The sequence below is a fragment of the Streptomyces sp. KR80 genome, assembly GCF_052245555.1.
Taxonomy (GTDB): Bacteria; Actinomycetota; Actinomycetes; order Streptomycetales; family Streptomycetaceae; genus Streptomyces.
Window position 1 is genome coordinate 394939 of sequence record NZ_JBQQCD010000002.1, and the last position, 22929, is coordinate 417867.

At 69.9% G+C, this 22929-nt stretch carries 17 protein-coding genes; 4 read left to right on the forward strand and 13 right to left on the reverse strand.

Going from position 1 to position 22929, the window contains the following annotated elements:
- Positions 1-9: 9 nt before the first annotated feature.
- On the reverse strand, positions 10-1269 hold the full coding sequence (locus ACTWQI_RS04780; protein ID WP_443267717.1) for an MFS transporter: 1260 nt from the start codon (positions 1267-1269) through the stop codon (positions 10-12).
- Between the two features lie 795 nt (positions 1270-2064).
- Here ACTWQI_RS04780 and ACTWQI_RS04785 point away from each other — a divergent pair.
- Positions 2065-3078: a LacI family DNA-binding transcriptional regulator gene (locus tag ACTWQI_RS04785; RefSeq protein WP_443267926.1), complete on the forward strand. Its 1014-nt coding sequence runs from the start codon at positions 2065-2067 to the stop codon at positions 3076-3078.
- 93 nt (positions 3079-3171) lie between these two features.
- Here ACTWQI_RS04785 and prcA read toward each other — a convergent pair whose 3' ends face one another.
- The 5 genes from prcA to arc form a co-directional block, all read right to left on the reverse strand.
- On the reverse strand, positions 3172-3963 hold the full coding sequence (gene prcA / locus ACTWQI_RS04790; RefSeq protein WP_443267719.1) for a proteasome subunit alpha: 792 nt from the start codon (positions 3961-3963) through the stop codon (positions 3172-3174).
- A gap of 41 nt (positions 3964-4004) precedes the next feature.
- Entirely contained in the window at positions 4005-4850 is an 846-nt protein-coding gene (gene prcB / locus ACTWQI_RS04795; RefSeq protein ID WP_443267721.1) for a proteasome subunit beta, read from the reverse strand.
- A gap of 110 nt (positions 4851-4960) precedes the next feature.
- Positions 4961-5179 carry a ubiquitin-like protein Pup gene (locus ACTWQI_RS04800; RefSeq protein ID WP_443267723.1) on the reverse strand — a complete coding sequence of 73 codons (219 nt, stop codon included), beginning with the start codon at positions 5177-5179 and terminating at the stop codon, positions 4961-4963.
- Positions 5180-5310: 131 nt separating this feature from the next.
- Positions 5311-6822 (reverse strand): depupylase/deamidase Dop, encoded by a 1512-nt coding sequence (gene dop / locus ACTWQI_RS04805; RefSeq protein WP_443267725.1) that lies wholly within the window; start codon positions 6820-6822, stop codon positions 5311-5313.
- A gap of 243 nt (positions 6823-7065) precedes the next feature.
- A complete protein-coding gene (gene arc / locus ACTWQI_RS04810) occupies positions 7066-8832 on the reverse strand; it encodes a proteasome ATPase (RefSeq protein ID WP_443267727.1) in 1767 nt (588 codons plus the stop codon).
- A 242-nt stretch (positions 8833-9074) separates the two neighbouring features.
- On the opposite strand from arc, the gene ACTWQI_RS04815 reads away from it, so the two are divergent.
- Entirely contained in the window at positions 9075-9377 is a 303-nt protein-coding gene (locus ACTWQI_RS04815) for a ferredoxin (protein ID WP_443267729.1), read from the forward strand.
- A gap of 4 nt (positions 9378-9381) precedes the next feature.
- Here ACTWQI_RS04815 and ACTWQI_RS04820 read toward each other — a convergent pair whose 3' ends face one another.
- The 3 genes from ACTWQI_RS04820 to ACTWQI_RS04830 all read right to left on the reverse strand — a co-directional run bounded on the left by ACTWQI_RS04820 (position 9382) and on the right by ACTWQI_RS04830 (position 12503).
- Complete coding sequence (locus ACTWQI_RS04820; protein ID WP_443267731.1) at positions 9382-9996, reverse strand: hypothetical protein; 615 nt, start codon at positions 9994-9996, stop codon at positions 9382-9384.
- Between the two features lie 185 nt (positions 9997-10181).
- Positions 10182-11177: a tRNA (adenine-N1)-methyltransferase gene (locus tag ACTWQI_RS04825; RefSeq protein ID WP_443267732.1), complete on the reverse strand. Its 996-nt coding sequence runs from the start codon at positions 11175-11177 to the stop codon at positions 10182-10184.
- An 87-nt stretch (positions 11178-11264) separates the two neighbouring features.
- Positions 11265-12503, reverse strand: coding sequence for a site-2 protease family protein (locus ACTWQI_RS04830; RefSeq protein ID WP_443267734.1), 1239 nt, complete (start codon positions 12501-12503; stop codon positions 11265-11267).
- 135 nt (positions 12504-12638) lie between these two features.
- Here ACTWQI_RS04830 and ACTWQI_RS04835 point away from each other — a divergent pair, with 135 nt between their 5' ends.
- Complete coding sequence (locus ACTWQI_RS04835; protein WP_443267736.1) at positions 12639-13709, forward strand: RecB family exonuclease; 1071 nt, start codon at positions 12639-12641, stop codon at positions 13707-13709.
- Between the two features lie 13 nt (positions 13710-13722).
- On the forward strand, positions 13723-14394 hold the full coding sequence (locus ACTWQI_RS04840; protein WP_443267737.1) for a response regulator: 672 nt from the start codon (positions 13723-13725) through the stop codon (positions 14392-14394).
- Positions 14395-14448: 54 nt separating this feature from the next.
- Here the strand turns inward: ACTWQI_RS04840 and ACTWQI_RS04845 are convergent, their stop codons facing one another.
- The 4 genes from ACTWQI_RS04845 to metH all read right to left on the reverse strand — a co-directional run bounded on the left by ACTWQI_RS04845 (position 14449) and on the right by metH (position 22732).
- Positions 14449-16038: an ABC transporter substrate-binding protein gene (locus ACTWQI_RS04845; protein WP_443267739.1), complete on the reverse strand. Its 1590-nt coding sequence runs from the start codon at positions 16036-16038 to the stop codon at positions 14449-14451.
- A gap of 83 nt (positions 16039-16121) precedes the next feature.
- Entirely contained in the window at positions 16122-17723 is a 1602-nt protein-coding gene (locus tag ACTWQI_RS04850; RefSeq protein ID WP_443267741.1) for an ABC transporter substrate-binding protein, read from the reverse strand.
- Positions 17724-18164: 441 nt separating this feature from the next.
- Positions 18165-18866 (reverse strand): HAD family hydrolase, encoded by a 702-nt coding sequence (locus ACTWQI_RS04855; RefSeq protein WP_443267743.1) that lies wholly within the window; start codon positions 18864-18866, stop codon positions 18165-18167.
- A gap of 359 nt (positions 18867-19225) precedes the next feature.
- Positions 19226-22732 carry a methionine synthase gene (gene metH / locus ACTWQI_RS04860; RefSeq protein WP_443267744.1) on the reverse strand — a complete coding sequence of 1169 codons (3507 nt, stop codon included), beginning with the start codon at positions 22730-22732 and terminating at the stop codon, positions 19226-19228.
- Positions 22733-22929 lie beyond the last annotated feature (197 nt).

Below are 22929 nucleotides of genomic sequence, written 5' to 3' on the forward strand. Positions count from 1 at the left end.
GCCTGAACATTACGCCTGATGGCCTGCGCTGAAACCGGGTTCGGGGGCACCGTTTCGATCATTTTCTGCCGTCGCCTCACCATCCCTCGTACGCCTGGGAACTGCGAGGACGCGCCGGGTGGCGAGGAGCACCAGCAGCGCGGTGAGCCCACCGGCCCCGGCGACGGCGTAGCCGGCGGGTGCGCCACGGAGCTCGAGGGCGGGGCCGGCGGCCGCCGTTCCGACCGAGGCCCCGACGGTGAACGTGGTGACGATCCAGGAGAACGCCTCGGTGACGGTGCCGCTCGGCGCGTGCCGGTCGACCACGATGAAGGCACAGGCGACGGCCGGGGCGAGGAAGACACCGGACACCACTGCAAGGACCGTCATGGCGGGGACGGCCGGCACCAGAGTGAGGGGCAGATAGCCGAGTGCCAGCAGGCCCACGAGTACCCGCAGCTGCTGCTCGGGGGAACCGGGCCAGTGCCGCGCCCCGTACATCACCCCGCCGATCAGTGCGCCGAAGCCGAGAGCCGCCATCAGTACGCCGTACACCGTGTCACCGCCGTGGCCGTCGGCGTAGGCGACAGCGGCGACCGTGATCGAGCCGAGGGCGACCCCGACGAAGAAGAACGAGCCGAGCAGCGCCAGGAGCCCGGACGAGCGGAGCGCGCCGAGCCAGTGCGACTCCCGCGGCGCGGAACGCCAGCCCCGGGAAGGCCGGGAGACGACCACGGACAGCGCGCCCAGGACCCCGACCGCGTTGATGATCAGCAGGGCGGCGGCCTCGGACCAGACGGCCACGAGCAGCGTGACGAGCAGGGGGCCGAGCGTGAACATCACCTCCTGCGACACGGCGTCCAGCGCGTACGCGGCGTGCACCCGGTCCTCGCGCCCCAGGACGCTCGGCCACAGGGCCCGCAGGCCGCCTTCGAGCGGCGGCGTGAACAAGCCGGCCACCAGCACGGCGGCGTACGCGACCGGCAGCGGCTCGAGTCCGACGGCCGCCAGCAGCGCCATGCCGAGCGCGGAGAGCAGTGCGGCGGGGAACATCACCCGCGGCTGGCCATGGAGGTCCACGGCCCGGCCGAGCAGCGGCTGGCCGGCTGCGTTCGCCAGTCCGTAGACGGCCGTCAGGACGCCGGCGAGGGTGTAGCTGCCGCCTTCGGCGCGGGTGAAGAGCACGATGGCGACGTGTCCGGTGATGTTCGGCAGCCGCCCTACCAGGGTCCCGGCCAGCAACCGCGCCGCGTGCCGCGTCCGTAGCAACTCCGCGTAGTGCGCGGCCATCGGCTGCCCCTTCACTTCAGGTCGAGTTTTACGTATAACTGGTGGCGTCATACGTACCATGACGGGGATCCGCGAGTCCACCGGTATACCTGCGGTTGGGCATCACGATCACCGATGGCGGAGGAACACGTGAGGCGCGCCAACAACCCCGTCGCCCCGCGGCGGACGCCCCCCGGCGGCACGGCCGGGGAAGCCGCCGACGGCCCGGGCCGCGGCGAGACCCCATACCCGGCGGCGGCCACCGGCTCGGCTGCCGGACCGGATCCGGACAGCCCGGCGTCTCCGGGCCGTTCCGCGCACCAGCCCGCCGGCACCGGCGGCAGCGAGGCCGCGTCCCCCCGTACGCCCCACAGGCGGGCGACACCCCGCGCCGACGCCGCGGCGGAAGCCGCGCGACACGGCGGTAAGGCAGGCCACGGGGGCGAACCCGGCACCGGCCCCGCAGCGTCGAGGGGCGCCCACAGCTCCGGGGCGGGGCGGCCCGGCGACAGAGCAGGGCCGGCGGAGCACCCCTCCCCGGGGGCGGCCGACGTCGCACGCCGCACGGCGGCGGGCGGCGCCACGGACCATGGCGGCGCGGCACGGGCCGGCGGCGCGCCGCAACAGCCCGGTGACCCCGCGAGGCGCGAGGGGCATCCCGCCCCGCAGCCGGCTGATGCGCGCGCCACGCGCCGCACGGCGGCGGGCGGCGCCACGGACCATGGCGGCGCGGCACGGGCCGGGGGCGGACCGCGACGGCCGGGCACGGGCGCCGCAGGCGGGGACGTCGTCCCGCCCGGCCCGGCGGGCACCCGGGTGACGAGCCGGGACGTCGCCCGCTCGGCGGGGGTCTCGCAGGCCACAGTGTCGCTCGTGCTCGGCGAGAAGTGGCGGGGCCGGGTCTCGGAGCGGACAGCCGATACGGTGCGCTCGGCCGCCCGGGAGCTCGGTTACCGGCCCAATCTCGCCGCCCGCAATCTCCGGCTGGGACGGACCCGTACCGCCCTGCTCGTGGTCCCCGCCCTCACCAACGAGTTCTTCGCCCGGGTCTACACCGGCGCGGCCCGGGTCGCCGCCGAGAACGGCTTCGGAGTGGTGCTCTATCCGTCCCCCGAGGGCGTGGGGCCGGCGCGCGACCCCTTCGACTCCGCCCGTGCCGCCCTCGACGGCGTGATCGCCTCGTCGATGGCGGCCGACGCGCTGGCGGACGTACGGGGCGGCGGGGGGTTGCCACTGGTGATGCTGGACAGCGATCCGGCCGACACCGAAGCCGCGGCGACGGTGAATCTCGACATCGCCGAGGGCATGCGGCGCGTCACGCGCCACCTGCTGTCGCTGGGTCACCGCCACTTCACCCACCTCGCGTCCGCAGTGGACTCCTGGACCTTCCGGGTACGCGCCCGCGCGCTGGCCGAGGAGCTGGCAGCCGTCCCGCACGCGGTGCTCCACACCGAGCCCTCCGCGCTCGACGTGGACGAGGCTCGGCGCCGTGCGGAGCGGGCACTGTCCCGCCCAGGGGCCAGACCCACGGCGCTGATCTGCGACGACGACATCCTGGCGGCGGGGGCCTGCAAGGCGGTACGGCGGCTGGGACTGCGCGTCCCGGAGGACGTGTCGGTGACCGGGTTCGACGACCTCGCCCTGGCGAGGGCGGTGGAGCCGGAGCTGACCACTGTGCACCTTCCGGCGGAACAGGTGGGGGAACGCGGCATGGCGGCGCTGCTGGCCGTGCTCGACGGGCGTCCCGCCGAGAGCCGGGCCGTCCCGGTGGAGCTCATGATCCGGGGCTCGACGGCCCCGCCCCGTCGTCAGGCTCGTTCCGCGGACTGAGCCCGCCGACGGGCGACACCGGCCACGCGCCGCACGCCCCGGTCGGCGATGGATGCCGACCGGGACGCGTAAGCGATACGGGGAAGGACCGGACTACTCCTCCGACGAGGCGCCGGAACCGGAGTCCGAACCGGTGTCGTCGTCAGAGGTCTCCGAGGTGTCCGTGGCCGCCGAGTCCGACGAACTCTCCGGCTCCAGCAGGCGGGACAGCTGGCGGCCCAGCACCCGCTTGAACTTCCGCTTCTGCGGCCGAGTGCGATCCAGGACCGCCACCTCCAGCTGCTCGGCCGTCAGCGTGCGCTCGCTGCCGTTGCTGTCCCGGGTCAGGGACTCGACGGCCAGCTTGAGCGCCTCCGCCAGGGTCATCCCGTCGCGGTGCCGCTGATCGAGGAAGCTGCTGATCTGGTCGGAGTTACCGCCGACCGCGACCGAGCCGTGCTCGTCGACGATGGAGCCGTCATGCGGCAGCCGGTAGATCTGGTCGTCCTCGGGGCCGTCGCCGGCCTCGGCGACGATCAGCTCCACCTCGTACGGCTTCTCACCGACGCTGGAGAAGATGGTGCCCAGCGTCTGCGCATAGACGTTGGCCAGGCCGCGGGCGGTCACATCGGCGCGGTCGTAGGTGTAACCCCGCAGGTCGGAGTAGCGCACACCACCGATGCGCAGGTTCTCGAACTCGTTGTACTTGCCGACCGCCGCGAAGGCGATCCGGTCGTAGATCTCGCTGACCTTGTGCAGCGCACGGGACGGGTTCTCGGCGACGAAGACGATGCCGTCGGTGTACTGCAGCACGACGACGCTGCGGCCGCGCGCGATGCCCTTGCGGGCGTACTCGGCCCGGTCCGCCATGGCCTGCTGGGGTGAGACATAGAACGGCGTCGACACCGGCTATCCGTCCCTTTCTGTCAGTGACTGTCTCGTCTCGGTCAGAGCAGCGCAGCCCGGGGGCCGTCCGGCTCCTCGAGCCGCCGCTCGTGAATGGACCGGGCGATCTCGGAGGCCTCGGCCTCCGACAGCTTCCGGAAGCCCTCCTCGGTGATGGCCGTGGCGATCGGATAGATCCGGCGCGCCATGTCGGGGCCGCCGGTCGCCGAGTCATCGTCGGCCGCGTCGTACAGGGCCTGGACGATCAGGGTGAGTGCCTGCTGTTCGGTGAGGTCCTCGCGGTAGAGCTTCTTGAGCGCCCCCCGGGCGAAGAGCGCGCCCGAGCCGGTGGCCGCGAAGCCCCGCTCCTCCGAGCGCCCGCCCGTGACGTCGTAGGAGAAGATCCGGCCCTTCCCACGGTCGACGTCCCAGCCGGCGAAGAGCGGGACGACCGCGAGCCCCTGCAGCGCCATGCCGAGGTTGCTACGGATCATGGTGGAAAGCCGGTTCGCCTTGCCCTCCAGGGAGAGTTGGGCACCTTCGACCTTCTCGAAGTGCTCGAGCTCCAGTTGGAAGAGCTTGACCATCTCCACGGCGAGACCCGCCGTACCGGCGATGCCCACCGCCGAGTACTCGTCGGCCGGGAAGACCTTCTCGATGTCCCGCTGAGCGATGATGTTGCCCATCGTCGCGCGGCGGTCGCCTCCCAGCACCACGCCACCGGGGAACGTCGCCGCGACGATCGTCGTGCCGTGCGGCGCCTCAATGGCACCCTGCACCGGCGGCAGGTGGCGGTTCCCCGGGAGCAGCTCCGGGGAGTGCTCGGACAGGAAGTCCATGAACGACGAGGAACCGGGCGTCAGGAAGGCAGCCGGCAGACGCCCTGTGCTGCGAGTGTTGGCTTCCACACGTTTCCTTCCACGAGATCTTGAATCTGCACGGACCTTACCCGGCACCGGGAAAGTCATCCGTCCCGCGTCCCCTTGTCGTGAGGACGCGGGACGGACAGGGCAGGCTGCTACTGACCGCCCTTCTGTACGAAAGAACGCACGAAGTCCTCGGCATTCTCCTCGAGGACGTCGTCGATCTCGTCCAGGACGGAGTCCACATCGTCCGAGAGCTTCTCCTGCCGTTCCTTGAGGTCCTCGGAGACCTGCGCATCCTGCGCGGTCTCCTCGACCTCCTCGGTGGTGCGCGAAGCCCTCTGCTGCCCGCCGCCGCTGTCCTTGGTCGCCATGTCCCTCACCCCGCTCGTTTCGTCGTACAAGATCAGACCCTACAAGCCGGGTCCGACATCGGCCCCGCACTTGGCTCAACGTTCGGGAGCCACCCCGATGATTCCCGGATCAGCGCCTTTTCAGCCGCGGCTCAGCCCCCGGACAGCACGCGGACCAGGTCCTCCGCCGTGCGGCAGCGGTCCAGCAGCTCCTTGACGTGGTTGCGGGTGCCGCGCAGTGGCTCCAACGTGGGTACCCGTTGCAGTGAGTCACGACCCGGGAGATCGAAGATCACCGAGTCCCAGGAGGCGGCGGCCACGTCGTCCGCGTACTGCTCCAGGCAGCGACCGCGGAAGTAGGCCCTGGTGTCCTCCGGCGGCTTCGTACGGGCTCGGTGAACCGCATCCTCGTCCACCAGCCGCTGCATCCTCCCGCGGCTCACCAGACGGTTGTACAGCCCCTTCTCGGGCCGTACGTCGGCGTACTGCAGGTCCACCAGATGCAGCCGGGCGGCGTCCCAGCCGAGGCCGTCCCGGCGCCGGTAGCCCTCCAGCAGCTCCCGCTTGGCGACCCAGTCCAGCTCGCCGGCGAGGCTCATCGGATCGCGTTCCAGCCGGTTCAGCACGTCCTCCCAGCGGGCCAGGACGTCCTTGGTCTGCTCGTCCGCGTCCGCGCCGAACCGATCCTCCACATACTTCCGGGCGAGCTCGAAGTACTCCATTTGAAGCTGCACGGCGGTGAGTGTCCGGCCGCTGCGCAGCGTGACCAGACGGGCGAGCGTCGGATCGTGCGAGACCTGGTGCAGGGTGCGTACGGGCTGGTCGACGGCCAGATCGACGGCGATGAAGCCGTCCTCGATCATGGACAGCACCAGAGCCGTGGTGCCGAGCTTCAGATACGTCGAGATCTCCGACAGATTCGCGTCGCCGATGATCACGTGCAGCCGGCGGTACTTCTCCGCGTCCGCGTGCGGCTCGTCCCGGGTGTTGATGATGGGCCGCTTGAGGGTGGTCTCCAGGCCCACCTCGACCTCGAAGTAGTCCGCTCGCTGGCTGATCTGGAAACCGTGCTCGTGCCCGTCCTGGCCGATGCCGACCCGGCCCGCGCCCGTGACCACCTGGCGGGACACGAAGAACGGGGTGAGGTGGCGCACGATGTCGGAGAACGGCGTCTCCCGCTTCATCAGGTAGTTCTCGTGCGTGCCGTAGGAGGCGCCCTTGTTGTCGGTGTTGTTCTTGTAGAGGTGGATGGGCTGGGCGCCGGGGAGCTGGGCGGCACGCTCGGCGGCCTCGGCCATGATCCGCTCGCCCGCCTTGTCCCAGAGCACCGCGTCACGCGGATTGGTCACCTCGGGGGCGCTGTACTCGGGGTGCGCGTGGTCCACGTAGAGCCGTGCGCCATTGGTGAGGATGACGTTGGCCAGGCCGATGTCCTCGTCGGTCAGCTGGCTGGCGTCCGCCGACTCGCGGGCGAGGTCGAAGCCACGGGCGTCCCGCAGCGGGTTCTCCTCCTCGAAGTCCCACCGTGCACGGCGCGCCCGGTGCATCGCCGCCGCGTAGGCGTTGACGATCTGGGATGAGGTGAGCATGGCATTGGCGTTCGGGTGGCCGGGGACGGAGATGCCGTACTCCGTCTCGATGCCCATTACTCGCCGTACGGTCATGCGGCCCTCCTTGCCCGGCGCCGCCCCCGGATGGGGTGGGCGCTCAAGTACCGCTGCGTCTTCGTTGCGTGCGCGGTGCCCGTCCCCACACTGCGCGACACGGCGGTACCGATGAGCCTAGAACGCCTTCGCGGCGGTGGGGAGATCATTCTGGTCATTCTCGGACCCCGTCGGACGACCCGCGACCCCGGAAAGCACCCGGCTGCGGGAGCCCGCACCGGGCGCCCGCAGCCGGACTGCCGTTTACAGGTACTGGCCGGTGTTCGCGACGGTGTCGATGGACCGGCCGGTGTCCGCGCCCTGCTTTCCGGTGACGAGAGTGCGGATGAAGACGATCCGCTCGCCCTTCTTTCCGGAGATCCGGGCCCAGTCGTCCGGGTTGGTGGTGTTGGGCAGGTCCTCGTTCTCCTTGAACTCGTCCACGCAGGCGGCGAGCAGATGGGAGACACGCAGACCCTTCTGGTTGTGATCGAGGAAGGCCTTGATCGCCATCTTCTTCGCCCGGTCCACGATGTTCTGGATCATCGCGCCCGAGTTGAAGTCCTTGAAGTACAGGACTTCCTTGTCGCCGTTGGCGTACGTGACCTCGAGGAAGCGGTTCTCCTCGGATTCCGCGTACATCTGCTCCACGACCGACTGGATCATGCCCTCGACCGCGGCTTCCTTGGAGCCCTTGTGCTCCGCCACGTCGTCGGCGTGCAGCGGCAAGGACGGGACCAGGTACTTCCCGAAGATGTCCTTCGCGGCCTCCGCGTCCGGACGCTCGATCTTGATCTTGACGTCGAGACGGCCGGGTCGCAGGATCGCCGGGTCGATCATGTCCTCGCGGTTCGAGGCGCCGATGACGATGACGTTCTCCAGGCCCTCCACACCGTCGATCTCGGCGAGCAGCTGCGGGACGATGGTGTTCTCCACGTCCGAGCTGACCCCGGATCCGCGCGTGCGGAACAGCGACTCCATCTCGTCGAAGAAGACGATGACGGGGGTGCCCTCGCTCGCCTTCTCGCGGGCGCGCTGGAAGACGAGACGGATGTGCCGCTCGGTCTCGCCCACGTACTTGTTGAGCAGCTCGGGGCCCTTGATGTTGAGGAAGTAGCTCTTCCCCGCGGGCCGGCCGGTCACCTCGGCGACCTTCTTGGCAAGGGAGTTGGCGACAGCCTTGGCGATGAGAGTCTTGCCGCAGCCGGGCGGCCCGTACAGCAGCACGCCCTTCGGCGGCCGCAGTTCGTGCTCCTTGAAGAGGTCGGGGTAGAGGTACGGGAGCTCGACGGCGTCCCGGATCAGCTCGATCTGGTTGCCCAGACCGCCGATCCGGCTGTAGTCGATGTCCGGGACCTCTTCGAGGACGAGCTCCTCGACCTCGCTCTTCGGCACGACCTCGTAGACGTAGCCCGACCGGGGCTCGAGCAGCAGGGCGTCACCGGGCCGGATAGTGGCGTCCAGCAGCGGCTCCGCGAGCCGCACCACCCTCTCCTCGTCGGTGTGCCCCAGCACCAGGGCGCGCTCGCCGTCCTCCAGGATCTCCTTGAGGGTGACAATGTCCCCGGCCCGCTCGAACTCCATGGCCTCGACCACGTTGAGCGCCTCGTTGAGCATGACCTCCTGGCCACGCTGGAGCTCGTCGAGCTCGACGCTGGGGCTGACGTTCACCCGGAGCTTCCGGCCACCGGTGAAGATGTCCGCCGTGCCGTCGTCGTTCGCCTGCAGGAAGACCCCGAAACCGGCCGGAGGCTGCGCGAGCCGGTCGACTTCCTCCTTGAGGGCCACGATCTGGTCGCGGGCCTCACGGAGCGTGTTCGCGAGCCGCTCGTTCTGTGCGGAGACGCCGGCCAGATTGGTCTGCAACTCGACGATCCGCTCTTCGAGAATCCTCGTGTGACGCGGAGAGTCGGCGAGCTTGCGTCGCAGGACGGCGATCTCCTGCTCGAGATAGGCAACCTGTCCCGCCGGGTCCTCTGGACCACGTCCGGGCCGGATGCCGCGGTTGATGTCGTCGTCGTGGGCTGCCACGGTCCTCACCTCCTCCAAGGGGAGCTGGACGCTTCCTGACCCTACCTGGGCCGGTGTCGGTTGAAACCCCTAGATCACAAAGACGGTCGGGGGTGTGTCCGATCTTCACCCTTGCGCACTCCCTTACGCCAGGGGAATACCCACCCAACAACATCGGAAAGCGACCGGTTGTATCGTCGAGACGGTCAACACCCGTCAGGGCTGGCTCCAATTGATTCCCGTACGCAGGAACGGCAGGCGAGATGACCACGCAGAACGACCCGCTCGAGGTGTGGATCGATCAGGACCTCTGCACCGGCGACGGGATCTGCGCGCAGTACGCCCCGGAAGTCTTCGAGCTCGACATCGACGGGCTCGCGTATGTGAAGGGACCTGCTGCGGAAGGGGTCGAGGCCGACCTGCTGACCGAGCCGGGAGCCACAACGCCCGTCCCCCTGCCGCTCCTCCGGGACGTGGTGGACTCGGCCAAGGAGTGCCCTGGCGAGTGCATCCATGTACGTCGCGTTTCGGACAGGGTCGAGGTCTACGGCCCCGACGCAGAGTGACGGATCACACACTCCCCGCGACGGGGAGCGCGATCAGCGCGAACTTTCCGTCCCGCCAGCGCCACTTGACCTTCCGCTGCTTGTCCGGGCAGCAGCGCGGCACGTTCTTGGAGGAGTAGCCCAGCAGCGTCGCGGAGACCGTACGGCCGCGCACCGCGAAGTCCGTGACGCTCAGCCCTTCCTTCGGGTCGAGGAAGGTCTCCGCGACCCGCGGGGCTCCGTTCGCGGTGGCGGGGTGGGTCAGGACGTAGATGCCGCTCGGCGGGGTGCCGAAGCCGGTCGCGCACCGCACGACGGCCACCGTCTCCTGCCGTCCGTCGCCGTCCAGGTCGCCCGATCCCCGGTCGATGACCTCCGGCTTCTCCGGTCCGCAGTCGACCGGATACACCGCCTTCTTCGGATCCGGTGCGCCGACCGGTGCGGACGCACTCGGTGCCGGGGTGCCCTGCCTGGCCGGCGGAGGCGTCGCGATGGCGCCGGACGGCTGGACGAGGGCCGAGACGCCCAGCACGGCGGCGAGTGCCGTCGCGGTGGCGATCCAGTGCACCGGACGGGCGCGGGTGTGGGGGAGGTCCGGCTGAGGCGACGGGAAGGACACAGAGCCTGGCGAGGGCTGCACGCTGGGTGTCTCCTGTGAGAGCGGAGCCGACGGGGTGGCCGCAATCGTGCCACATCTCACATCGGACCGGAAACGACCTCCCGCCCCCGGCGCGACCCGTCCGGCCGGCTCGGACGCCACGCCGCCGCCGATTTCCCGGCAGGAAGTCGGCGGCGGCGCCTGGGTGTTGGGGACAGGACGCGCCGTCAGGCGCCGTCGGGGCCGGGGCCGGCTTTCCGCTCCTCACGCGCGGCCGGCGCCTTTTGCTCCCGCCCGCCCGGCGCCTTTTGCTCCCGCCCGCCCGGCGCCTTTTGCTCCCGCCCGCCCGGCCCTGTGTAGTCCTCGCCGTAGGCGCCCTTGGCCGGCCGGCGGCGGCGCAGCGGAGGCTCCACGCCGTCCGCGAGACGACGCGCGGTGAGCAGGAAGCCGGTGTGGCCGACCATTCGGTGATCGGGGCGCACGGCCAGGCCCTCGACGTGCCAGGTGCGGACCATGGTCTCCCACGCCGTCGGCTCGTTGAAGGTGCCGTGCTCGCGGATCTCCTCGACGGTCCGGGCGAGCTGGGTGGTGGTCGCCACGTACGCGCACAGGATGCCGCCTGGGACGAGGGCCTTGGACACGGCGTCCAGGCACTCCCAGGGGGCCAGCATGTCCAGGATGACGCGGTCGACGTCGGTGTCGGAGAGGTTGTCCTGCAGGTCGCCGACGGTGAGCTGCCACGCGGGGTGGTCGGCGCCGAAGTAGCGGCGGACGTTCTCCGCGGCGATCTCGGCGAAGTCGGCCCGGCGCTCGTAGGAGTGCACCATGCCCTGGTCGCCGACGGCACGCAGCAGGAAGGTGCTGAGCGAGCCGGACCCGACGCCCGCCTCGACGACGCGCGCGCCGGGGAAGATGTCGGCCATCGCCAGGATCTGCCCCGCGTCCTTGGGGTAGACGACGGCGGCGCCGCGCGGCATGGACAGGACGTAGTCGGGGAGCAGGGGGCGCAGCGCGAGGTAGGCGACGTTCCCCGTGGTGCGGACGACGCTGCCCTCGGGGGCACCGATCAGCTCGTCGTGCGGGAAGGCGCCCTTGTGGGTGTGGAAGCTCTTCCCGGCCTCGAGCGTGAAGGTGTAGTGGCGTCCCTTGGGGTCGGTGAGCTGCACCTGATCCCCGACCTGGAAGGGCCCGCGACGGCGGGCGGCACCGGTCGGTTCGGACATGTGAACAGCGTACCCGGGCGCGCGGACGGGACTGGACACACCCTGGGAAGGCGACCGCCAGGAAGGCGTCCTCCAGGAGGGCGTCTTCTAGGAAGGCGTCCGCGCCATGGCCGCGACGAATGCGCGTTCGACGTCGGCGGTGGAGAGCACGCCGTACACCTCGCCCGTCTCCTCGACGACCAGATACTCGGTGGCCGGGGTGGCGCGCAGGGTGTCCAGGAGCTCCTCCCCGGAGAGTTCGGCGGAGATCCGCATGCCCTGCTTGATCTCCTGGGCGAGGCTGCTCACCGCGACCCAGGGCCGGCGGTGCTCCGGAACGCCCACGATGGCCGCCTCCCGGACCACCGCGGTGGGCGTCCCCTGGCCGTCGACGACGACCAGGGCGCGGGCTCCGGCCTCGTTCGCCCGGCGCAGCGCCTCGGACAGCGGGGTGTCGGATTCGACGGGGACGGCTCGGCGGGTGAGCGCCCGGACCCGGAGCTCGGGCAGGTGCTCGCGGAGCCGGGCCATCCGCAGGCTGTTCCCGGCGCCGGTCCAGATGATCGCGGCCAGGATGGCGGCCAACAACGCGTCCGTGATCGTGTCGACTCCGCCGACGTCCTCGCTCGAGCGGCCGAATGCGCCGCTGTGGGTGAGCAGCGGGAGCCCGACCAGGACGGCGACGGCCAGCGCGCGACCGGTCCAGGCCGCGGCGACCGTGCCGGTCATGGGCTTGCCGCTGAGCTTCCAGATCACGGCACGCAGCATCCGGCCGCCATCCAAGGGCAGCCCGGGCAGCAAGTTGAAGGCGGCGACGATGAGGTTGGAGATCATCAGGCCGGCGAGCAGCACACCGGGAACGGTGCCCGGCTCGACCGCCTGGACGCCCAGATAGAAGACTCCCCCCAGGACCAGCGAGAGCAGCGGTCCGACGAACGCGAGGACGAACTCCCGGCCCGGTGTCTCGGATTCCTTCTCGATCTCCGAGACACCGCCGAAGAACTGCAGCTGGATGCGGCGGACGGGCAGCTTGAAGGAGAGGGCGGCGACCGTGTGGGCCAGCTCGTGGACGAGTACGGAGGCGTAGAAGGCCACCGCGAAGAACAGCGAGACGAGGTAGCGCGCGGCGCCCAGATCGGGCAGGACACGGTCCAGCTGCCCGCCGAAGACCCAGGTGATGAGCGCGGCGACCAGGAACCAGCTGGGGGCGACGTAGACGGGAACGCCGAAGAGACGCCCCATCAGGAGACCGCCACCCGTCTCACGAGGGGTCCCCTTGCCACCTCCCCCTGCCGAAGCCTGGGGGCGTTCCCCCTGCGGCCTCCCGCTCTCGCCGCTGTCGTCCACGGTGTCCCCTCGTTCGCGTCGACCCCCGCTTCCGCCCGGATCGCTTCGTGCGATCCCACGATCATGCCGGGCAGAGGGCTCTGCCGTCGATGGTATGCGGCCGGATGTCAGTGACGGGTCATAGGGTCGTACGCCATGGAAGCCAGCACCGACATGACCGGCGGCGAAGCGGCCGCAAGCCCCGACAGCACCGATTCCTCGGGTGCGGGCCGCGACGGCGAGGGGCCGGCCTGCGAGCCGCCGGCGTCGCTGTCGCCCTCGCGGGCACGCGACTTCGTGACCTGCCCGCTGCTCTATCGGTTTCGGGTGATCGACCGGCTGCCGGAGAAGCCGAGCGAGGACGCGACCCGTGGGACGCTAGTGCACGCGGTGCTGGAGCGGCTCTTCGACGATCCGGCGGTGGAGCGTACGGCCGCGCGGGCGCGGTCCATGGTCGCGGGTCAGTGGGAGCGACTGCTGGCCGAGCGGCCCCGGCTCGCGGAGCTGTTCGCCGAGGACGGGGACACGCCCGGCGAGGAGCCCGAGGACGGTGCCGGGCCCGCCCAGATGCGGCTGGCGCGGTGGCTCAGCGAGGCGGAGCAGCTCGTCGAGCGGTGGTTCACCCTCGAGGACCCCACGCGGCTGGAGCCCGCCGAGCGCGAGCTGTTCGTCGAGACCGAGCTGGACTCCGGGCTGACGCTGCGCGGCATCATCGACCGGGTGGACGTGGCGCCCACGGGCGACGTGCGCATCGTCGACTACAAGACCGGCAGGGCCCCCCGGCCCGAGTACGCCGCCGACGCGCTCTTCCAGATGAAGTTCTACGCCCTGGTGCTGTGGCGGCTGCGCGGGGCCGTGCCACGCCGCCTCCAGCTCGTGTACCTCGGCAGCGGGGATGTGCTCACGTACGACCCGGCGGAGGACGATCTGCGGGCCGTGGAGCGGAAACTGCAGGCGCTGTGGGCGGCGATCCGGCGTGCGACGGAGACGGGCGACTGGCGCCCGCGCCGGAGCAAGCTCTGCGGCTGGTGCGATCACCAGGCCGTCTGCCCGGAGTTCGGCGGCACTCCCCCTCCCTACCCGCTGCCGGTGCCCCTCCCCCAGGAGTCGCCCGTTCCGCAGACCAGCCGCGTACCCGCCGGGGCGCCCCCCGTGCCCACCGTTCCGCGGCCCACGGTCCCGGCCGACTCCGCCGATCGCCCCCAGGGCAGAATGGGGCAGATCTAGCGAAGGAGCTCCTGTGGCGATCCGCGTCCTGCTGGTCGACGACCAGCCACTGCTGCGCACCGGCTTCCGGATGATCCTCGAGGCAGAGCAGGACATCGCCGTCGTCGGCGAGGCCGGCGACGGGTTGCAGGCCCTCGACCAGGTGCGGGCGCTCCAGCCCGATGTGGTGCTGATGGACATCCGGATGCCCCGGATGGACGGCGTGGAAGCGACCCGGCAGATCACCGGACCGGACCGCGACGGACCGGCGAAGGTCCTGGTGCTCACCACCTTCGATCTCGACGAATACGTGGTGGAGGCGCTGAAGGCCGGGGCCAGCGGCTTTCTGCTCAAGGACGCTCCCGCGGCCGAGCTCGTCCAGGCGATCCGGGTGGTCGCGGCGGGCGAGGCGATGCTGGCGCCGAGCATCACCCGGCGGCTGCTGGACAAGTACGCGGGCAAACTCCCGTCCGGCGAGGAGCCGGTGCCGGACACGTTGGACACGCTGACCGAGCGCGAGGTCGAGGTGTTGCGGCTGGTCGCTCGAGGCCTGTCCAACGCCGAGATCGCCGCCGACCTCTTCGTGAGCGAGACGACGGTCAAGACGCACGTCGGGCATGTGCTGACCAAGCTCGGGCTGCGCGACCGGGTCCAGGCCGCGGTCTATGCCTACGAGAGCGGACTGGTGCGGCCCGGCGCACAGTGAGCACGCCGGGCCGATCGGTCCCGGGCCGGGCAGGACCGCTCATCCGCCTGTGCCCTAGGAGCTCTTGCTGATCTCCCAGAAGCGGAAGACCGTCGACGCGTCGAGGGTCCACTCCAGGCCGGAGATGTTCTCCCGGGTCACCGCGTACTGCTTGCCCTGCCACAGCGGCAGCACCGGCACCTCGTTCGCGACGATGTTCTGCAGCTCGTGGAAGCTGGCGTTGGCGGCCGCCCGGTCGGGTTCGGCCGCGGTCGTCGGCATCAGCTGCTCGATGATCCGCTTGGACCAGTAGTTGTTGCCCAGCACATTGCCGTCGCCGAAGAACGGCGCGGTGAAGTTGTCCGGGTCGGGATAGTCGGGGATCCACTCCTTGACGAAGACGCCGTACTCCCCTTTCGCGATCCCCCTCTGGTACTCCGCGCGGGGGACGGTCTTCACCTCGACGTCGAACAGCCCACTGGCGTTCAGCTGCTGCGCGAGCGCCTCGAACGCGGGCGTGGTGCCGGTGGCGTAGCGCGCGGGCGTGGTCCACAGGGTCAGCTTCACCGTGCCCTTGATGCCCGACGAGCGGAGCGCCGCTGCCGCCTTGGCGCGCTGCGGGTGGTCGCCGTAGGTGTCGAAGAAGGCCGTGTTGTGACCGGTGATTCCGGCCGGAATGATCGAGTACAGCGGCTTGGCGGTGCGCTCGTAGGCATCGCGCACCAGTGCCTGGCGGTCCACGAGGTACGCGATGGCTCTGCGCACGCCCGGCTTGCCGGCCATCGGGTGCTTGACGTTGAAGACCAGGTGCTGGACCTCGGCACTGGTGCCCTCGACGACCTCCACGCCCTGCTGGTCACCGGTTGCGGCCTCCAGGTCCGCGATGTCCTTCATCGCCAGCCCCCGGTAGGCGAGATCGACGGTGCCGTCCTGCACGGCCTGCTTGAGCGCCTTCTGGTCACCCTGGAAGAACTTCATCGTCATGCCGGAGTTCTGGACCCTGGCCGGGCCCTTGTAGTCCGAGTTGACGGAGAAGGTGGCCTCCGTGCCGCGGTCGAAGGAGTCCAGCCGGTACACACCCGAGCCGACGGCCTCGCCATCGGTGCGCAGCGCGTCCTCGGGGTACTCACGGTGGTCCACGATCGAACCGGCGGCCGAGGCGATCTTCATGGGGAAGGTCGCGTCCGGGTTCTTCAGGCGGAAGACGACCGTCTTCTGGTCCGGCGTGTGGATGCTCTTGATGCCCGTGAGCATCACCGCCGGACCGTTCTTGTCGTTGATCTTCAAGGTCCGCCGGAAGGAGAACGCCACGTCCTCGGAGGTGAGTTCGTTGCCGTTGGTGAAGGTCAGATCGTTCCTGAGGACGCACGTGTAGACCTGACTCGTACTGTCGTCGAAGCCGCAGCGCTCGGCCGCCTCGGGTTCCGGGGTCGTGCCGCCCCGCGGGAAGCTCATCAGCGACTGGAAGACGTTGTTGAACAGCAGCCAGGAAGCCGGGTCGTAACCGGATGCCGGGTCGGTGGTCGTAACCCGGTCCGTCGTTCCCATGACCACCGGCTGTCCGGTACCTGCGGCACCCGCGTCATCCGAGCCGCACCCGGTGAGCAGGCCCGCAGCCAGTCCGGCCCCGAGGGAGGCAGCCAGCCACTGATGACGTTTCCGCACGGGAGTGTTCCTCACAGTGTTCTCGAAGGCGTTGCGATTGTTGTCGTCCGGGTTGCCGGACGGGTTCACCGTGCTGCGGTGGATCAGTCGCCGGCCGAGCGGCCCAGCTCCCAGAGCTGCAGCACATGCGAGGAGTTGAGCGACCACTCCACGCCCGTGATGTCCTCGCGGGCGGCGATGTACTGCTTGCCCTGCCACAGGGGAAGTACGGGCACGTCCTCCGCAACGATGTCCTGTGCCCGCTGGAAGCCCTTGTAAGCCCCGCTGCGCTGGGCCTTCTGGCGGGTCTGCGGGATCAGCTGGGTGCGGATCGTCTGGTTGTTGTAGGGCGTGTTGAGGAAGTTGTCCTTGGCGAAGAACGGCGCGATGAAGTTGTCGGCGTCGGAGAAGTCGGGGAACCAGCCCATGCCGTAAATCGCGTAAGCGCGCTTGGACTGCTCGGGACGGAAGGTCTTCCACGGCACCCCCTTGATCGACACATCGAACAGACCGGACCGGTTGAGCTGTGCCTGGAGCGTCTTGAACTCCTTGGCAGTGGCAGAACCGTAGTGGTCCGTGGTGTACGTGAGGTTGAGCCGTACCGGCAGGCTGATGTTGGCTGCGTTCAGTGTCTTGCGCGCTGCCGTCACATCGGGCTCGCCGTACTTGTTGAAGAAGGAGTTGACGTGCGAGCCGACGCTGGCCGGAATGATCGAGTACAGCGGATCGGCGGTGCGCTGGTACACATCGCGGACCAGCGCCTGGCGGTCCACCACCTGCGCCACGGCCTGGCGCACGGCCTTCTCGCCCGCCGTGGAGTCGTCGGTGTCGAAGGCGAGGTAGCGGATCTCCTGCCCGGGCATCTGGACCAGTTCGATGTCCTTGGCGTCGGTGCGCTCGAGCCGACCGATCTGCTCGGGCGACATGGACCGCCCCATGACGTCGATCTCGCCCTTCTTCAGGGCCTCCTCCATGGCCTCCGCGGAGGGCAGACGGCGCATCTCGACCTTGGGGTTCTTCAGCCTGACCCCGCCCTCGTAGTGCGGGTTCTTCGTGAAGACGGCTTTGACGACGCGACCGTTCTTCACCTCGGTCTTCAGGGAGTACGGGCCGGAGCCGTCGACCGCGAAGCCGTGCCGTAGCCGGCCTATGTCGTAGACCTGGCTGTCGACGATGGCCGCGGCGGGGGTGGCCAGCTTGTGCGGGAACGTCGCGTCCGGGCGCTTGAGGTGGAAGACGATCTCGTTCTGCGAAGGGGCCTCGACGGTGTCGATGTCCGACAGCAGGGACGACGGACCGGCGGGGTCCTTGATCTTCAGGCTGCGATCGATGGAGAACTTCACGTCATCCGCCGTGAGGGCGTGCCCGTTGGCGAACTTCATCCCGCTGCGCAGCGTGCAGCGGTACGACTCGTTCCGCCGGTCGGTGAAGCCGCACCGGGTCGCGGCTTCGGGCACCGGTTCGCCGCCGGAGCGGGGCAGCGCCATCAGCGTCTGCAAGGTGTTGCGCAGGACGTTCCACGAGCCGACTTCGTAGGCGAGGGCGGGGTCGAAGGGCGCCGGGTAGTCCTTCGAGACCACGAACTCGTCCGTGGTGCCGACGACGATGGGGCTGCCGCCCGTTTCCTCCTTCGAGGCCCCACATGCGGCCAGCAGCGGTGCCAGCAGGCCGGCCAGGGCCGGCAGCACAAGGGTCTTGCGATTCATCGTCGGAGGTCTCCTGCACAGCGATCATTCCCGGGGCGATACCGACGAGAGGGCTCGCTGGTCACGGGTTACGGCACATTCTTTCGCCATGAGATTAGTAGGAGGTGCCATAGGCGCCGGAACACCCCGAAGTTGAGGCGATATAACGCATGGATCACGGCCGACAGCTGTCCAGCATCTGGACGTTGGAACGATACGTGCACCGACCCATCAATCCGGACAGAAGGGTGGCTGCGCACTGCAGGAGAACCACTCTGGACCAGGCGGCGGGAGCCATGTCGAGAGGGCGGGGCGTGAGAAACGTCACTCATTCAAAAGTGGCTGAGGTGGCGCGGAAAATGATCGTTGCCTCGATTACGGAAAATAAGCGATCCGGTGCCCAGAGTTCCTGACTACTGCTGGGGTGGCCCCAGGAATCATGAAGCACATGCTGTGTGCACGTCAGTGCATTCCCGTGATGAGGCCGCGGAGAAAGGAAAGGTCGACTTCCTCGAGCGAGCGGACGACCGTGCGCCCGGCGGCGGGCTCGATCGGCACCACCGACGGTACGGCCACCACGACGCAGCCGGCCGCTTCGGCAGCCGCCACCCCGGTCGCCGTGTCCTCCACCACGGCGCAGCGCGCCGGGTCGGCACCCAGCCCGGTCGCGGCCACCAGATACGGGTCGGGGTGCGGCTTCGTCCGCTCCAGCTCGTCGCCGGCCACGGTGAGCGCGAAGTGCTCCGGGCCGATCGACTTGAGCACCCGGTCGATGATGCGGCGGTGCGAGGCGGACACCAGGGCGGTCGGCACCTGGTGGGCGGCGAGCTCGGCGAGCAGCTGTGCGGCGCCGGGCATCAGCGGCACTCCGCGGTCCACCAGCTCCTCGAAGCGGGCATTGAGCAGGTCGGAGAGCGCGGGCAGGGTGATCTCCGCGCCCGTGGCCTGGATGAGGTACGACGCGCTGCGCGTCATGGGGCCGCCGACGACCACCTCGCGGTGCTCCTCGTCGAGCATGTGGCCGAGTTCGGCGAAGACCTCGACCTCGGCGTCCCACCAGAAGCCCTCGGTGTCGACGAGAGTGCCGTCCATGTCGAGGAGCACCGCCTGGAGGGCCGATCCGTCGGCCGATCTGGTGTCGAGTGCGGGGACGATGCTGGTCATCCGTGCTCCTCTCGTCAGGTTTGCCCCCAGAGGGACAAAGGGGCCGGCCGCCGCCCCCAGGTGGGGCGCCGACCGGCCTGCACCGGACCGACCAGTGTACGACGCTTCGGTAACCGAACGGGTGGGCACACCGAGGCGGCACCGCGGAGCGGGCGGAGCCGCGTGGCGCCGCCGCCCGCCCGAATCTCCGCCCCTGCCTTCACCACGCGTTCCGGGCCGTGTCCCCCAGGCCCCGTGGATCAGCCCCGGCGTCTGGTGTGGGCACTCCCCCGGCTTCCTCCCTTGGGGGAGCACCTCCCGGGCCGTACGGCCCGGGAGATACCCACCTGGAGGATCCGGGGAAGATCGCGGACCGCTGTCTAGCGGGCGTTGAAGTACTTGGCCTCGGGGTGGTGGATGACGATGGCGTCGGTCGACTGTTCGGGGTGGAGCTGGAACTCCTCGGAGAGCTGGACGCCGATCCGCTCGGGCCGGAGGAGGTCGGCGATCTTCGCCCGGTCCTCCAGGTCGGGGCAGGCGCCGTAACCCAGCGAGAAACGCGCGCCGCGGTACTTCAGGGCGAACATGTCCTCGACATCGGTGGGGTCCTCGGCCTCGAAGCCCAGCTCGGCCCGCACGCGCGCGTGCCAGTACTCGGCCAGGGCCTCCGCGAGCTGCACCGAGAGGCCGTGCAGTTCCAGGTAGTCGCGGTAGGAGTCGGCCGCGAACAGTTCGGCCGTGGCTTCGCCGATTTTCGAGCCGACGGTGACGACCTGAAGGCCGACCACGTCGGTCTGGCCGGATTCTTCGGGGCGGAAGAAGTCGGCCAGACACAACCGGCGCCCCCTGCGCTGGCGCGGGAAGGTGAACCGCGTGAGCTCGGTGCCGTCGTCACCCAGCAGCACGAGGTCCTCGCCCTTGGAGTAGCAGGGGAAGTAGCCGTAGACGACCGCCGCCTCCAGCAGGTTCTCGGTGTGCAGCTTGTCGAGCCAGCCGCGCAGCCGGGGACGTCCCTCGGTCTCCACCAGCTCCTGGTAGCCCGGGCCACCTCCGGTACGGGCCTCCTTCAGCCCCCACTGGCCCTTGAAGAGCGCGCCCTCGTCCAGCCACGAGGCGTAGTCGGCGAGCTGGATGCCCTTGACGACCCGGCTGCCCCAGAACGGCGGCTCCGGGACCGGGTTGTCGGTGGCGACATCGGACCGTACGGCGCCCTGGTCCGGCTCAGGCTCGCCGATCTGGAGGTCCCGCTTGGGGACGCGGCGCTGCTTGAGCTCGGGGAGGGCGGCGCCGGGCACGCCGCGCTTGACCGCGATGAGCGCGTCCATCAGGCGCAGGCCCTCGAAGGCGTCGCGGGCGTAGCGGACCTCGCCCTCGTAGATCTCGTGCAGGTCCTGCTCGACGTAGGCACGGGTGAGGGCGGCGCCGCCGAGGATCACCGGGTAGTCGGCGGCCAGCTTGCGCTGGTTCAGCTCCTCCAGGTTTTCCTTCATGATCACGGTGGACTTCACCAGCAGCCCCGACATGCCGATCACATCGGCCTTGTGCTCCTCGGCGGCGTCCAGGATCGCCGAGACCGGCTGCTTGATGCCGAGGTTGACCACGTTGTAGCCGTTGTTGGACAGGATGATGTCGACGAGGTTCTTGCCGATGTCGTGGACGTCGCCGCGGACGGTGGCCAGCACGATGGTGCCCTTGCCCTCGTCGTCGGACTTCTCCATGTGCGGCTCGAGATGGGCCACCGCGGTCTTCATGACCTCGGCGGATTGCAGCACGAACGGCAGCTGCATCTGGCCGGAGCCGAACAGCTCGCCGACGACCTTCATGCCGGCGAGCAGCGTGTCGTTGACGATGTCGAGGGCGGGGCGGTCCTGCAGGGCCTCGTCGAGGTCGGCCTCCAGCCCGTTGCGCTCGCCGTCGATGATCCGCCGCTGGAGGCGCTCCTCCAGCGGCAGCGCGGCCAGCTCCTCGGCCTTGCCCGCCTTGAGCGACTTGGCGGTGGCACCCTCGAAGAGCTCCATCAGCTTCTGGAGCGGGTCGTAGCCCTCGGAACGGCGGTCGTAGATCAGGTTGAGGGCCGTCGTGACCTGCTCCTCGTCGAACCGCGCGATCGGCAGGATCTTGCTCGCGTGGACGATCGCCGAGTCCAGGCCCGCCTTGACGCACTCGTCAAGGAACACCGAGTTGAGCACGATGCGGGCGGCCGGGTTGAGGCCGAAGGAGATGTTGGACAGGCCGAGCGTGGTCTGCACGTCCGGGTGGCGGCGCTTGAGTTCCCGGATGGCCTCGAATGTGGCGATGCCGTCCTTGCGGGACTCCTCCTGGCCGGTGCAGATGGTGAAGGTGAGGCAGTCGATGAGGATGTCCGACTCGTGGATGCCCCAGTTGCCGGTCAGGTCGGCGATGAGCCGCTCGGCGATCTCCACCTTCTTCTCGACCGTACGGGCCTGGCCCTCCTCGTCGATCGTCAGCGCGATCAGCGCGGCGCCGTGCTCCTGGGCGAGGCGGGTGACCTTGGCGAACCGTGACTCCGGCCCGTCCCCGTCCTCGTAGTTGACCGAGTTGATCACCGCGCGGCCGCCCAGCTTCTCAAGACCGGCCTTGATCACGTCGACCTCGGTGGAGTCCAGCACGATGGGCAGGGTGGAGGCGGTGGCGAAGCGTCCGGCCAGCTCCTCCATGTCCGCGACACCGTTCCGGCCCACGTAGTCCACGCACAGGTCGAGCATGTGGGCGCCCTCGCGGATCTGGTCGCGGGCCATCTCCACGCAGTCTTCCCAGCGGCCCTCGAGCATGGCCTCGCGGAACTTCTTGCTGCCGTTGGCGTTCGTCCGCTCGCCGATCGCCAGGTACGAGGTGTCCTGCCGGAACGGGACGGTCTGGTAGAGCGAGGCGGCACCCGGCTCCGGGCGCGGGGAGCGCTCGGTGGGCCGCAGGTCGCGGACCCGCTCGACGACCTGCCGCAGGTGCTCCGGGGTCGTACCGCAGCAGCCGCCGACCAGGGACAGGCCGTACTCGCGGACGAAGGTCTCCTGGGCGTCGGCCAGTTCGCCCGCGGTGAGCGGGTAATGGGCGCCGTCCTTGCCCAGGACGGGCAGGCCCGCGTTCGGCATGCAGGACAGCGGTACGCGGGAGTGGTGGGCCAGGTAGCGCAGGTGCTCGCTCATCTCGGCGGGTCCGGTCGCGCAGTTCAGCCCGATCATGTCGATGCCCAGCGGCTCCAGGGCCGTCAGGGCGGCGCCGATCTCGGAGCCCAGCAGCATCGTGCCGGTGGTCTCGACGGTGACCGAGCAGATCAACGGAAGGTCGGCCCCGGCGGCGTCCAGGGCGCGGCGGACGCCGAGGACGGCCGCCTTGGTCTGCAGCAGGTCCTGGGTGGTCTCCACCAGCAGCGCGTCCGCGCCGCCGGCGATCATCCCCTCCGCGTTCTCCTGGTAGGCGTCGCGGAGCGCGGTGTACGGGGCGTGGCCGAGGGTCGGCAGCTTGGTGCCGGGGCCCATGGAGCCCAGCACCCACCGCTGCTGCCCGGAGGAGGCGGTGAACTCGTCCGCGACCTCCCGCGCGATCCGCGCCCCGGCCTCGGAGAGCTCGAAGATCCGGTCGGCGACCTCGTACTCCCCCAGTGCCGCGAGGTTCGCACCGAAGGTGTTGGTCTCCACGCAGTCCACGCCCACGGCGAAGTACGCCTCGTGGACCGAGCGCACGATGTCGGGGCGGGTGACGTTCAGAATCTCGTTGCAGCCTTCGAGCTGCTGGAAGTCGTCCAGGGTCGGGTCCTGGGCCTGGAGCATGGTGCCCATGGCTCCATCGGCCACCACCACGCGGGTGGCGAGCGCCTCGCGCAGTGCTGCGGCGCGGTCGGAGACGGCGACTGATGGCTTCACGGCCATGGAGATACTCCCTGGGATGCGACGGCTGTCGGCTATGCGCCCTGGGGGAGGGCGCACCCGGCCAGAGTAACGTTCGGCGCCCGTCCCGGCTCCGGACATTCCAGGGGACGGACAGCCACCGTCTTCATGGGCCCGGCGGCCCCTCGGCTGGGCGGGTGAACTCGTGTCAGTTCCGCCAGGTCGGCATGGACCGATAG

Coding starts and splice junctions, on each gene's coding strand:
- ACTWQI_RS04780 (WP_443267717.1), bottom strand. CDS start 1,269: ATGGCCGCGCACTACGCGGAGTTGCTACGGACGCGGCACGCGGCGCGG.
- ACTWQI_RS04800 (WP_443267723.1), bottom strand. CDS start 5,179: ATGGCGACCAAGGACAGCGGCGGCGGGCAGCAGAGGGCTTCGCGCACC.
- dop (WP_443267725.1), bottom strand. CDS start 6,822: ATGACCGTACGGCGAGTAATGGGCATCGAGACGGAGTACGGCATCTCC.
- ACTWQI_RS04815 (WP_443267729.1), top strand. CDS start 9,075: ATGACCACGCAGAACGACCCGCTCGAGGTGTGGATCGATCAGGACCTC.
- ACTWQI_RS04825 (WP_443267732.1), bottom strand. CDS start 11,177: ATGTCCGAACCGACCGGTGCCGCCCGCCGTCGCGGGCCCTTCCAGGTC.
- ACTWQI_RS04835 (WP_443267736.1), top strand. CDS start 12,639: ATGGAAGCCAGCACCGACATGACCGGCGGCGAAGCGGCCGCAAGCCCC.
- ACTWQI_RS04850 (WP_443267741.1), bottom strand. CDS start 17,723: ATGAATCGCAAGACCCTTGTGCTGCCGGCCCTGGCCGGCCTGCTGGCA.
- ACTWQI_RS04855 (WP_443267743.1), bottom strand. CDS start 18,866: ATGACCAGCATCGTCCCCGCACTCGACACCAGATCGGCCGACGGATCG.
- metH (WP_443267744.1), bottom strand. CDS start 22,732: ATGGCCGTGAAGCCATCAGTCGCCGTCTCCGACCGCGCCGCAGCACTG.